Raw genomic sequence first — 12465 nt, 5'->3', positions numbered from 1 at the left:
GGCTGAGACGCGGCAAAAAAGGGCTGGGCTCGCGCCGCAGTAGTGCGACGCGAGCCCAGCCCTTGTCGGTCAGAGAGCGCCGCCGTCAGAAGGCACCGGTGCCGTTGGGTGTGCCGAGACCGGTCGGCCCGTCGTATCCCGAACGCGCGGTGCACAGGTAACTGCCGCCGCAGGAGCCGTTGCTGCCCGACGTGACGTCGTTGAGCGCCGAGGTGTGGCTGTACGGATACGAGCCGCCGACGACCTGAGAGGTGTTTCCGGCCAGTGCGTAGACGCTCGCGATGATCGGCGACGAGACGCTGGTGCCACCGACCTCGACCCAACCGTCGGCACCCTGTGCGACACCGAGTTGAAGCTCGGTGTCGCACAACAGCCCGCCGCCGCAGCTGTTGTACGAGTCGTAGACCGCCACCCCCGTGTTCGGGTCGGCGACCGCAGCCACATCGGCGACGGCGCGCTTGGCGCATCCGGAGTCATGCTGCCAGGACGGCTTGGCCTCGTACGCCGAGCAGCCCGAGCCCGCCCCGCTCCAGGCGGACTCGGTCCAGCCACGCGAGTTGGACGCCTTGCTCAGCGAGGTGCCGCCCACGGCGGTGACGTACGGGGAGGAGGCCGGCCAGGAGACGCCGTAACCGGAGTCACCTGAACTCGCTGTGACCGCGACGCCTGGGTGGTGGAAGTGCGAGTCGACGGAGGTGACGGTGTTGTCCTCGGACCCACCCCAGCTGTTGGAGACCGAGACGACGCCCGAAGTGGTGGCGGCGGTGTCCTCGGCCCTCATGAGATCCGGGACGTTCGCTGAGTTCGCCTCGACCAGGAGGATGTGGCAGCCAGGGCAGGCGGCCGAGACCATGTCGAGGTCGAGGCTGATCTCCTCGGCCCATCCGTAGTCACCGGACGGCATCGGCGACGCGTGACCGCTCTGATTCACCTTGCGGAAACAGCCGTTGGCTGTCGTGCACGATGGCAGACCGTAGGCGCTGCGGTAAGCGGCCAGATCGGATTCCGCGTTCGGATCGTCCATGGCGTCGACGATCGCCACCGTTCGACCGGATCCCGAGGTGCCGCCCAGTTTGTAGGCGGAACGCAGATCGGACGGCTTATACCCCATCGTGGTCGGGGATCCGGTGGTGAACGGTGACATGCGGCCCGATGTGGTGCGATGGGCCTTCAGGACGCCGAAACAGCGGGCTTGTCCGGCTTGCGAAGGATGAAAGCAGCCGAAGCCCGTCGTACCCCCGGAGGCGGACGCGCGCGGGGCGGACGAGAGAGCGGCGGCCTGGACGCCGGTGGCCAGGCCGATGGTGAGGCCAGTGACGCTGAATGTGAGCATCGCGGTGAGGGCAGCTGCCATCCGCCACACCCCTCGTCTCGGTCGGTGGTGGATCACCAGGGATCCGGAGGGTATCTCGCTTCGGTGCATCAAGCCTCCGTGCGGTATGAGGCGGTTCGGAAGGGCCGGACATGGCGAAAAGCAGCATTGACAGACGGCATGTCAGGTCAGCTGCGGGCCGGTTGGTTCACCATGCGGCCGCCGTCTTCCGCTGGTCAAGGTCATGCCAATGCAGGTCTTGTGAGGCTGCCGAGGTGAGCGAGTGAACCTGCCGTTGATGCTGGTGTGTCCGCGTGTTCCCCGCCCTGGCCACGAGATGCGGACGGTCCTGAACGAGCCGTCGGGGCTGCTGAGGCTGTTGAAGAAGGACGGCTTGGTCGAGCGGAAAGCGTGTTCTCCTCGGCGTTGCGCATCATCCGCGCCGGCTCCTGTTCGAAGTGATCCATGGTTCTCCTTCACTTCAGCGCCTTGCGTGGGCAGCTATTGAGCTCGGCGGTGATGGTGTCCAGGTCTTTGCGGGTGTGGGCTGACAGGCCGGTCCTTTGGGACGGTGGATTGTGACGGGAACCTCCCCGTGGAGCACCTCCCGAATTCCCGGCCCGCGTCGATAATGACCTTGTGCACTCGCTAGCCAGGAATGCCATCGTGCCCCTGACGCTGGTCATCGTCGGGGCAGCCGCAGTGATGGGCGACGCCGCGGGGGAAACCCATGCGGCCAGAAGCAGCGGGCGCAGCGGTTTCGGCAAGTCCGGCGAGCCGGGCCAGTCCCCGCGGGACTTGGACCAGGACCTCCCCGCGACGGCCCCGGCCAAGGACGGCAACGCGTACACACCCCGCAGGACCGAGGAGAACGCCCGGATCGGCGCGGTCTTCGAGAAGGACGACCAGGGCGCCCACTTCTGCACAGCGAGCGTGGTGCAGAGTCCGGGCCGGAACATGCTGATCACCGCGGCCCACTGCGCCTTCGACGCCGACTCCGGACAGCCGGTGAACGACCTGGTCTTCGCCCCCGGTTACCGCAACGGCGACGAACCCACCGGCCTGTGGAAGGTCAGCAAGGTGGTCGTCGACGACCGCTGGGCCAAATCGCAGGACGAGGACCTCGACGTCGCCTTCCTCGTCCTTGACCAGAAGGACGGCAAGGACATCCAGGACGTCCTGGGCGGCAACACCCTCGGCATAGACCGCGGCTTCGACAACAAGGTCAAGATCACCGGCTATCCCACCAGCCGTGACACCCCGATCTCATGCCAGAACCGCACCACGAAGTTCAGCGACACCCAGCTGCGCATCCAGTGCACCGACCTCGAGGACGGGACCAGCGGCAGCCCCTGGCTCACCGACTACGACCCCCAGAGCCACACCGGCACGGTCATCGGCGTCCTGGGCGGCCACGAGGGCGGCGGCGACCAGGACGATGTCTCCTACGCCGCGTACTTCGACGACGACATCGCCAAGCTCTACCGACGCGCCCAGGACGAGGACTGAGCCCAGTTCATCCGCACCCAGCTCACGGCGAAGGGCCGTACTCCGGTAGTGCTTCCAGCGGGGCTTCCTCGCGCGGCGGGCTACGACGGCATGCAGCGTCCGGCGCGGACACCGTTGCATTCCGGCTCTCCGCTATCGCGCATACGGAGCAAGGACACTGTAACGACACGTGTCGTACGGACCGATGCGTATCACGGGCACGGGAACTCCCCGCGCTGAACCAAATGTTGGGGGGTCTCGCATGGTGTCGGCTCCGCCGCGGCGGTTCGGGCGTCTGGTTGCTGCTGGCGGGCGACCCGTTCGGCGGCAGTGACGTGGTCGATCGGGGCCTGGACGAGCGGTTCCCGGGAGCGGTGCAGTAACGCCTGCCCGGGCTCGCGGTCGGCTGGCGCGGCGGCGACACTTACAACGGGCTGTATGCCAAGCAGGGCGACGGCAGTTGGAAGCCGGTCAGTGGGCTCGGGGACCTGCCCACCAGCAGTGATGATGTCGGCAACGTGACGTTCGCCGCGGCGGCGGACGGCTCGCGTCTGTACGCCGTCGACGAGTCGCCGGCGCAGATGGCCGCCAACCCGGACAGCGGGCTCAAGGGCGTGTACGTGTCGAAGAACGGTTCGCCGTTCGGGCCGTGGACGCTGATCGCGGACTACACCAAGCTGAAGGCGTCCGGATCCGCGCTTCAGGGCGCGGGCTACATGCCGGGCATCCAGTCCTGGTACAACCAGTTCCTCCAGGTCGACCCGGCCAACGCCGACCACGTCTACCTCGGTCTTGAAGAGGTCTTCGAGACCAAGAACGGCGGCCAGAGCTGGATCACACCGGGCCCGTACTGGAACTTCCCCTTCCCCTGCTGGAGCATCGATCCGGCCAAGCAGACCGGTGACTGCTCGCCGACCACCCACTCCGACCAGCACGCGGTCGCGATCGGCAGCTACAAGGGCAGGACGTGGGCCTACGTCGGCAACGACGGCGGTATCTACCGGCGCCCGCTGAACGGCGCGGTCGACTCCGGCGGCCACGCCAAGGACTGGCAGTCCCTGGGCGACGGGCCAGGACCCTCGACCGCGTCTGCGGTCCTCCATCATCATGACCACTCCCTTGCGTCACCGGACGTCACTGCGACGTCCTCGGTCGCAGTTCGGTTCCCGCCGCGTCCGGGACGGGACTGCTCAGCAAAGGTACGGAACATCCCGGGGAGCGGGTGCGTCGCCGGGGGAGGGCCTCAGCGGATGCCCGAGTCGAAGGGGATGACGACCGTGGTGAACCGTCCGCTCGTCACGGTGACGGACACCGGCTGGGCGATCGGGGTGACGGCACCGGTGAGGTTGACGGGGCGGATGGTGTAGGTGCCTGGCGGCAGCGGGATGTGGAAGTGGCCGTCGGCGTCGCTGGTGGTCTCGGTGACCGTCCGTTCGGGATCGCCGCTGGTGATGGTCAGCCGGGCGCTGAGGGGCCGGTCGTCCTAGCGATCCCCGCACAGGCCCGCCAGGAGCCTGGGCAGAGGAATCGAAAGAGGTCCGAATTCCCTTCTTGTGAAGGAAACTGAAGAACCACCAGTCCCGGAGGATGTCGGCCGTCATGGCGTCTGAGGGTGGCAACAGCGCGGAACAGCCAAGTTCTCACCACGCCGAATCGTCCAAGGTGCGCTCCGGCGGACACCGGAGCGCACCTCAGGGCGTGCTGTGGAGAGGTCAGTGTCGGACTGGCAGGGGCCCGGATGACCTGTGCGGTGTGGCGACGGTCGCCGCGCCGCGCGTGGTGGAAGATGCACTGCCGCCGGTGACGGTGAGCGGGCCGGCGGTGTAGAGGGCCTCGTCGAAGGCTTGGCCGTTGGTCGGGGCCTTGCCGACGGCGAAGGTGGAGACGGCCTTGCCCGCGACGACGGAGGTGGAGAGGTAGTCGCCGACCATGCTGCCCTGGGTGGTGCTGGCGATCTGGGACAGGGACATGGGCCCGGCCACGGTGGTCGCGGTGCTCCAGGTGCTGCCGCCGTTGGCGGAGGAGATGTAGCCGACCTCCAGCCGGCAGGTGGAGGCGGTGCAGTTGGCGTTCGGGTAGAAGTAGTAGTAGAGGCCGATCTTCGCCGTGCTGCCCGAGGTGGCGGGATCGATTCCGATGCCGGGGATGAAGTGGTCGACGCCGCTGGTGGTGGCGTCGATCGGGACCCGGGTCACCGACGACCAGGACGTACCGTTCGTGGACGTGGAGTACACGATGTCGTTGGCCGGGCATCCGGAGCGGAAGCGGCAGTCCTGCCAGGCGACGTAGATCTTGCCGCTGCCGTCGATCTCGGCGGACGGCAGGCCCTCACCGTCGCGCAGGTTGCCGGCCACGCCATGGCTGCTGACGTTGGCGACCAGCGTGCTGCTACTCCAGCTTGAGCCGCCGTTGGCCGAGTTGAAGGCGCGGATGGCGCTGCCGTTCGCGGAGTAGGGGACGACGACGGTGCCGTTCGGCTGGACCAAAGGCTGGCCGCCGAGACCGGTCGGGCTGCCGGAGGGGGCGGCGGGGGCCGACCAGGTGGCGCCGCCGTCGGTGGAGCGGCTCATGACGACGGCGTTGCTGGAGGAGGTGATGTCGACCTCGACGTAGCAGGTGCCGTAGTACGGGCTGGTGGACGTGTTGTCGCAGACGATCCATTCCTTGTCGTAGCCCTGGCCGTCGTTGCCGACCGCGATCACCGGGTTCTGCCAGGTGGTGCCGTTGGCGGAGCGGCTGACGCTGACGCCGGCGCCGTTGACGTTGGAGTCGATGACCAGCCCGGCCACCATCCACGTACCGTGCTTGGCGTCGTAGGCGACGGCCGGGTCGGAGACGCGGGCCCAGCTGCCGCCGCCCTGGTAGGTGGTGATGCCAGGGAGCATGCCGTGCTGCCAGGTGGTGCCGCCGTCGGTGGATGTGTTCCAGCCGATGTCGGAGGAGCCGCCGTCGGTGAAGCGGCCGACCTGGGAGGAGGCGACGATCGTGTTGCCGTACGCGAAGGTGTCGGGCTCCAGTTCGGTGGCGTGCTGGCTGGAGGTGTTGGTGAACGGGTCGGTGCTGACCTGGGTCAGGCCGGGCGGCGGGGCGGCGGTGGTGAAGGCGATGTCGTCGTAGAGGGTGTAGGTGGCGTCGCCGGCGTAGTTGTCGTCGTGGCTGACGAGGGTGAGCTTGTAGCTGTGCCCGGCGGTCACGGCCGAGGTGATCTGCTTCCAGCCCTGGCCGTTGGTGCAGGTCTTGGCGAGGACTGTGGTTGTGGTGCCGGTGGTGGTGTCGGCGAGGGTGGCGGTGGCCCAGTCGTAGGTGAGCGTGTCTGGGCAGGTGACGCTGTACCAGAAGGACAGCTGATTGGCACCGGTCGGTGCGGTGAAGGTCTGGGTGATGGAGGAGTCGCCGTTGGTGGGGGAGGTACCGCCGACGCGGGCGGCGTAGGTGCCGCTGTGGGCACCGGAGTTGACCACGGATGTGGTGCCGGTGCTGGTCCAGCCGGTCAGGCTGCCGGACTCGAAGCCGCCGTTGGAGACGTCGGCCAGTGCCGGATGTGACGCGATGAGCAGGCCGCCTAAAGCGAGCAGGGCGGTGGTGGCGGTCGCGACGGATCTGCGGAAAGCGGTGCGCGACATGAGGAGACCCCTTGTCGTCGATGGGGGGGTGTTGGGGTGGGCGGACCGCCGACGCACGGTCGATGGTCCGCCCACCAGGGGCGACGCTTCAGGAACAGGTCCCTTGCCTGATGCAGATCAGGACAGGGTCACGTCGTCGTAACGGGTGTACGTGGCGTCACCGGTGTAGTTGTCGTCGTGGCTGACGAGCGTGAGCGTGTAGCTGTGCCCGGCGGTAATGGACGCGGTCTTCTGGATCCAGCCGGAGGACGACACACAGGTCTTGGCCAGCACTGTGGTGGTCGTGCCCGTGGTGTTGTCCTTGAGCGTGGCCGTGGCCCAGTCGTAGGTGAGCGTGTCCGGGCACGTCACGTTGTAGTAGAAGCCGAGCGTGCTCGTGCCGGACGGCGCCGTGAACGTCTGGGCGATCGAGGAGTCACCATTGGTCGGCGACGTGCCGCCGACCCGGGCCGCATACGTGCCGCTGTGCGCCCCGGAGCTGACCACCGACGTGGTCCCCGCCGACGTCCAGCCGGTCAAACTGCCCGCCTCGAAGCCGCCGTTGGTGATCCCACCACCGCTGCCGGAGGTGACGGTCAGCGTGTAGGTCGCGGTATGGGTGGCCGACGCGCCCGTGCCGGTCACGGTGATGTTGTACGTACCCGCAGGCGTCGACGAGGACGTCGCCACCGTCAGCGTCGAGGAGCCGCCCGCGGTGACCGACGTCGGGTTGAAGGTCGCGGTCGCCCCGCTGGGCAGCCCGGACGCCGACAGGCTCACCGACTGCGCCGAACCCGAGGTCACCGCGGTGGAGACCGTGGTGCTCGCCGAGGACCCGGCGGCCACGCTGGAGGAGGCCGGGCTGACAGCGATCGAGAAGTCGTTGCTCGCGGTGGAGCCGCAGTTGGGCAGCGTGAACGAGGCCAGCCTGGTGTGCCAGTTGAAGTTCCCGTTCGACGGGATGTACTCGTTCGTGTACCAGAAGGTGCAGTCGTCCGCCGGGTCCACGGACATTGAGGTGTAGTCGCCCCACCTGCTGTAGGTGGTCTGCGAGCCGCCGCCGGTGATCGCCGTGACCTCGCCCTGGGTCATCGAGCCGAGCGTGTCCCCGGCCAGCCGCCCGGTGTAGCGGATCGACGGATGCACCGAGGACGAGGACTGCGAGTAGCCCAGCGCGATGTTGCCGACCTTGTCCTCGGCGATCGACCCCATCCAGCGGTACGTCGAGTCCGGCGCATACGTGCCCTGCTGGTACACGGTCGGGTTGCCGCCCGAAAGCCGCAGCTCGTACCAGCGCACGCCCACCGAACTGCCCGCTGTGACCGCGTGGTTGACCACCAGCGACTCGTGATCGCCGAAGTTGCGGTAGGCCAGCCGGAACATCAGCCGGTCCGAGAGCGAGTCGAGTTGCTGGCTGGTGCCCGACTGCGGGATGCAGGTGCCGGAGCTGCCGCAGGCCGTCGTGTACGAGGCGACGGTCAGCGTCGAGGGGCCGGTGAAGGTGGAGTTGGACGTCGTGGTCCAGTCGACGTGGAACTTCCAGTACGCCAGCGTCGTGCTCGTGGTGCCCAGGCCCACCATCAGCTCCGGTTCCCCGGAGGGCGGGGCGGTCGAGCCGTCCAGGTCCGCGCCGAGCAGGCCGCCGTAGGAGGACGAGGTGGTGAAGCACTGCTGGGCGGCGCTCGCGCCGGTGAGCATGGCCGAGCGGTTCAGCGCGCACGCCTCGGCGTTCAGGAAGCTGCCGGAGGCGGTGAACATGTTGTACGTGATGTAGTACGCGTCCGGCCACACCGACAGCTTCGGGTAGTCGGGGAAGTTGGAGTACTGGAACGAGTAACGGTAGTAGCTGCCGGTCGCGTCCGCGCTCGCGGACACGGCCACGCACTCGTAGTACGGGCCCGAGGACGAGGAGACGTTCGCAAACTGCGTCACCACCCAGCGGCTCGCCAGGGTGTCCCAACGGACAACGGCGTCACCGTCGTTGGTGGACTGGCAGGAGCCGCCGAACCCGGACCACAGGGTGCTGGTGTTGGTCGGGGCGAGGACAGTGGCACCGGACTTGGAGTACACCGCGTAGGCGGTGTTGACGGTCTCGACGATCTGCGTGGAGCCGACGGCGGCGTTCGGGTCCGGCGGGACGCCGGTGATGGAGTAGTTGCCGGCGCCGATGCCCTCGAAGTTCGAGCCGGTGGAAGGGGCGGACGGGCCGCCGGGGCTGGACTGGACGACCGGGTCGGGGGTGTGGGAGGCGGGCGGGTGCGGGAGGCGCTCCTCGCCGGGGTCGTCGTCCTGCTGCTTCTTGCCGCCGTGGCCGTGGCCGTGGTGGGCGTGGGCGGCCATGGAGCGCAGCGTGGGTGACTTGTCGTGCCGGACGGCGGGACCGGTGTCCGCGGAGCGGTGGGCCGACGGAGCGGTGGACGCGTCCGGGGCGGGGAGGGCGGCCTGGGCCGCGGGGGCGGAGAGCCAGAGGGCGGGAACAGCGGTGAGGATCGCGGTGAGCGCGGCTATCCGGCCGCGTCTGTGTCTGGATCGGGACACTGAACATCCTTTCGGGCGGCCGGGGTTCACTCGGCACAGTGGGGAGAAGGACGTTCACGCCGATGGAGCGCGTGTTCGCAATCCGGGATGCTTGCACCGGACATGTCACACAACAAGAGGGAAGGAGCCCGTGTGGCCTGAAGCAACGGAGAATTTACGGAGTACAGCCAACTCACAGTAAAGACATAGGGTTTCCCCTGTATCGGCAGAGCGGTATCCGGACAGTGGACGAGGCGACGGCGTAGCCGTCCCTCCCTCCGGGAACCCGCTGGAACACGGTGGCGTCCAACGCCTGCCCTGCCTCCCCGAACTCCGCCTGGGGGCACCATGAGACAGCACCGCAACGGCGTCCGGTTCCTCGCAGCCTTCGTCCTGGCGGCCCTGGCGGCCGGTTGCGCATCCGGCACAGGAGCCGGTTCCGTGGCCCCGAGCGGGTCGCCGGTATCCTCCTCCGCCCAGCCGTCCTCGGCGAGTTCGTCGTCAGCGGCGTCGTCGGCGGCCTCCGGTTCCTCCGTCAGCGGCTCCGCAGCGCCCGGCCGCACGGTCACGGCCTCGGTACCTCCCGGTACTTCGACCACCACGTCCGCCGGCGGCACGGGCCTGTGCCTCAGCGGCACGGTCTCTGTGTTCTACCCGGCCTCGGACAACCCGTTGCGCAGCACCTGCGTCCACGTCGGCACCCGCATCCAGGTCACTCTGCGCCCGCCCGACAACTACCGATGGGCACCGGTCACCAGCTCCACCCCGAGCGTGGTGCCCGTCCTCGGCAACCAGGTCGCGCCCGACGGAACCTGCTCCGCCACCGCCCGCGCCGACTCCCCGGGCACCGCCACCCTCACCTCCGCCGACACCTACACCCCCGACCCGCACGGCCCGCCGTCCCGGCCCTGGCAGCTGACGCTGACCGTCGTCCCGTAGCCGTGCGTACGCCCGCTACGGATCGATACGCACCTGCAGCCGCCACAACCGGGTCTGCGGCCCGAACCGGTCTCCGCTAAACGACGACGTCGACCGCAGCTCTGCCTCTCCGGGACCGGTCGTCCGCACCACGGCGCGGAGGGTCCCCTCGGTCGTCTGCGCCGCGACGACCGTCAGCGGTCCGGCGACAATCTCCACTGGAGCCCAGCCATAGCCCGGCGAACCATGCAGCGTGATCACGACCTCGTCCCCGACCCGCACCCGCAGCGGCGCACTCTGCGGATCTCCGGGGCGATGAACGACCTCCACTCGCCCCGCGCTATCGTCGGCCATGACGCGAGCCTAGTAGGCCCAGACGCCGATCGGACGGCTGGTGACAAGGGCCGCAGTAGCTGACGCCACCGACTTCCTGTTGCGGGAGTCGACGAGCGTCAGGGTTCACTCAGATCCGGGGCCTTGGCTGCCCCTGTATCCCGCGTCAGCCGCAAGGCGGTAGAGCCGTGCGGCGGCCTCCAAGTCCCCCGCCCTCTCGTGGCTCATGGCCAGGTTCACCAGCCCGTAGGGATTTCCGGCGCCGGCCGCTTCGCGGGCCATCCGTTCGGCTCGCTCCCAGTCCCCGGCCCGCGCCCGGCTACTGACCAGATCCACCAGCCCGCCTACGTCTCCGGCACCGAGCGCCTCGCGAGCCAGGCCCTCGGCCTTGTCGGGGTCGCTGCCGCTGCCATCCCACAGCACAGCCAGGAGCCTCAGCGCTGTGGTGTGTCCTGCGGCGGCGGCCTGACGGGCGAGTACCTCGCCTGCCGCCCAGTCCCCCACGATTATTCGCAGCCGTGCCAGTTGTTCCAGCCCGAAGGATTCGCCGGCATCGACGGCTTGGCGGTAGAGCCGCTCGGCCTCCTCGACTTCGTCGGCGCTCTCCCGCATGACAGCCAGATGCAGCAGCCCCTGGGCGTCGCCGGCGGCGATGCTGCGGAGGTAGAGCCGCTCGGCGTACACGTCGTGTCTGGTGCACCGGCGGGCGGAGTCACCCAGGTCACCGAGGTCACGGGTGGTGCGAGCATGACGTTCGGCCGCATCCCAGAACGCGGTTGGAGCACATTTGCGCTCCCGGGTCCGCCGTGCGTGCTGGTCGAGGTAGTCCGCGGGACTGTAGCCGTCCGCGGGGCCGACCCCGGGTGCGACGCGTTGCTCGGTCAACGCGGTGATCGCGCCGTTGACATGCTTGCGCGGGTCACGGCAGATCGCCCGAAGGGCGGTCTCGGCCCACTGCGGATCGTCGCTGACCAAACCGCGGTCCGACAGATACCCTGCCGCAGCCTCGGCCAGCAGCGTCGGCGGGATCGGCGAGGCGTGTCCCAACCGCCGGGCATCGAGCGCCGCGCTGATCACGGCACGTTCCAGCGGTGTGAAGAACTCGCCCGACTCGTCCTCGAACAACTCCACGAGTTCCGGACCGCCGGTCAGGTGCTGGATGACCCGCCCATCCCCAGCCCCGGCCAAAGCGGCCGCACGCAGCCTGCCGTCATCTCGCGCCAGAACATCCAGCACCTGAGTGTCCGTGGCATCGAATCGCTCAGGCACCGCGATTCGGGGGCCGTGCGCCTCCAGCAGAGTCCTGGTCTGCGCCCTCAGGTCCACAGATGCCGCCGGGCCGCCCGGATGCGGCGGGGCGACCAGCGCGTTCCAGTACTGCGGCCACATACTGCCGACCACGGCCAGCGGACGCACCCGCTGCAGCAGCTCCGCCAGCACCGCGCCCGCTTCAGGCAGGAAACGCTGGGTCTCATTGAGCCACAGCACCGTGTCCGCGTCGACCGCGTCCTGCGCCACCCATTCCACCAGCTGCGCCGCATGACCAGGGACCAGGAGCGGCCAGCGCGGCAGTACCGCCGCCACCGCCTCGTAGAGGGCGCGGGTCTTGCCCGTGCAAGAACCCCCGACCAGCACCGCGAACACCGCCCGCCCACCGACCGCCTGCGCGAGGCGCTCACGCAGCACCTGGTCGTGCTCGCGCTCGACGTAGGACGTCATGGCTCCGGCATCCCGGTGTGGGGTGGTGTCATCGGCCTCGATCGCCGGGTGCACCCCGAGGCGCACCGGATCCCACTGCGCGACCGTACGCAACGCCTCCGCCGGGTGCAGGCGCGCCGCTACCCAGTGATCCCGGACCCGGCGGGCGGCATCTGCGGCGTCCCAGCGGGCCAGGCGGGCGAGCACCACCGCCACCGCCACCGCGTCCGCCTGGTTGGCCGGCACCTCCGGCTTGGAGAGCACCCGCAGTACGCCGTCACGGGACGGAGCCCCGGGCAGGCGTTGATCCTCCCGTGCCAGGCGGGCGATCTCTTCCAACGTGGGTGCCCCGGCCTCCACATACAGCCGATACAGCAGAGCCTTCAGATCGTGCAACGGCCCCGGGGCGACCCGCGCCTGCGCCACCGGCCGCGCCCGACGGACCCTGGACGGCCCGGCCCCATCGCGACTCATCGCACCGTCCCTCCCCGGCTCCTGCCCGCACGAGCCCCCACCGGCCCGAAGACGCACCAGCGCTTGCGACCGGTCGCATCTCGTCCAGGACACTCTCGGCACGATCAGAGTAGTGACTCGGAC

Annotated in this window: 7 protein-coding genes and 1 pseudogene; 3 read left to right on the top strand and 5 right to left on the bottom strand. The window is 69.0% G+C overall.

All coding sequences use genetic code 11. From position 1 onward, the window contains the following. Nucleotides 1–85: 85 nt before the first annotated feature. Entirely contained in the window at nt 86–1354 is a 1269-nt protein-coding gene (locus tag ABT186_RS09135; RefSeq protein WP_351924293.1) for a S53 family peptidase, read from the bottom strand. A 624-nt stretch (nt 1355–1978) separates the two neighbouring features. Between ABT186_RS09135 and ABT186_RS09130 the strand changes: the two genes are divergently transcribed. Both ABT186_RS09130 and ABT186_RS09125 read left to right on the top strand, forming a co-directional pair. Further along, the gene (locus ABT186_RS09130; protein ID WP_351236385.1) at nt 1979–2821 is read left to right on the top strand and encodes a trypsin-like serine peptidase; all 843 of its coding nucleotides are present in this window, start codon (nt 1979–1981) and stop codon (nt 2819–2821) included. Nucleotides 2822–3195: 374 nt separating this feature from the next. Next, a pseudogene (locus ABT186_RS09125) lies at nt 3196–3870 on the top strand (glycosyl hydrolase); the annotation flags it as partial. A 642-nt stretch (nt 3871–4512) separates the two neighbouring features. On the opposite strand, the gene ABT186_RS09115 reads toward ABT186_RS09125, so the two are convergent. Together ABT186_RS09115 and ABT186_RS09110 are read right to left on the bottom strand one after the other, a co-directional pair. Then, nucleotides 4513–6423: an exo-alpha-sialidase gene (locus tag ABT186_RS09115; RefSeq protein ID WP_351924291.1), complete on the bottom strand. Its 1911-nt coding sequence runs from the start codon at nt 6421–6423 to the stop codon at nt 4513–4515. A gap of 117 nt (nt 6424–6540) precedes the next feature. Then, on the bottom strand, nt 6541–8940 hold the full coding sequence (locus ABT186_RS09110) for a hypothetical protein (RefSeq protein WP_351924289.1): 2400 nt from the start codon (nt 8938–8940) through the stop codon (nt 6541–6543). 327 nt (nt 8941–9267) lie between these two features. On the opposite strand from ABT186_RS09110, the gene ABT186_RS09105 reads away from it, so the two are divergent. Further along, nucleotides 9268–9858, top strand: a complete 591-nt coding sequence (locus ABT186_RS09105; protein ID WP_351224246.1) for a hypothetical protein — start codon at nt 9268–9270, stop codon at nt 9856–9858. A 15-nt stretch (nt 9859–9873) separates the two neighbouring features. On the opposite strand, the gene ABT186_RS09100 is transcribed toward ABT186_RS09105, so the two are convergent. Together ABT186_RS09100 and ABT186_RS09095 are read right to left on the bottom strand one after the other, a co-directional pair. Continuing rightward, nucleotides 9874–10191 (bottom strand): hypothetical protein, encoded by a 318-nt coding sequence (locus ABT186_RS09100; RefSeq protein WP_351224244.1) that lies wholly within the window; start codon nt 10189–10191, stop codon nt 9874–9876. A 105-nt stretch (nt 10192–10296) separates the two neighbouring features. Beyond that, entirely contained in the window at nt 10297–12342 is a 2046-nt protein-coding gene (locus ABT186_RS09095; RefSeq protein ID WP_351924287.1) for a tetratricopeptide repeat protein, read from the bottom strand. Nucleotides 12343–12465 lie beyond the last annotated feature (123 nt).

The organism is Streptomyces sp. NPDC001634 (assembly GCF_040298185.1).
Lineage (GTDB): Bacteria > Actinomycetota > Actinomycetes > Streptomycetales > Streptomycetaceae > Streptomyces.
The sequence above is the reverse complement of the archived record's forward strand: the minus strand, read 5'-3'. Positions and strand labels throughout refer to the sequence as shown.

Coding starts and splice junctions, on each gene's coding strand:
- ABT186_RS09135 (WP_351924293.1), bottom strand. CDS start 1,354: ATGGCAGCTGCCCTCACCGCGATGCTCACATTCAGCGTCACTGGCCTC.
- ABT186_RS09115 (WP_351924291.1), bottom strand. CDS start 6,423: ATGTCGCGCACCGCTTTCCGCAGATCCGTCGCGACCGCCACCACCGCC.
- ABT186_RS09105 (WP_351224246.1), top strand. CDS start 9,268: ATGAGACAGCACCGCAACGGCGTCCGGTTCCTCGCAGCCTTCGTCCTG.
- ABT186_RS09100 (WP_351224244.1), bottom strand. CDS start 10,191: ATGGCCGACGATAGCGCGGGGCGAGTGGAGGTCGTTCATCGCCCCGGA.
- ABT186_RS09095 (WP_351924287.1), bottom strand. CDS start 12,342: ATGAGTCGCGATGGGGCCGGGCCGTCCAGGGTCCGTCGGGCGCGGCCG.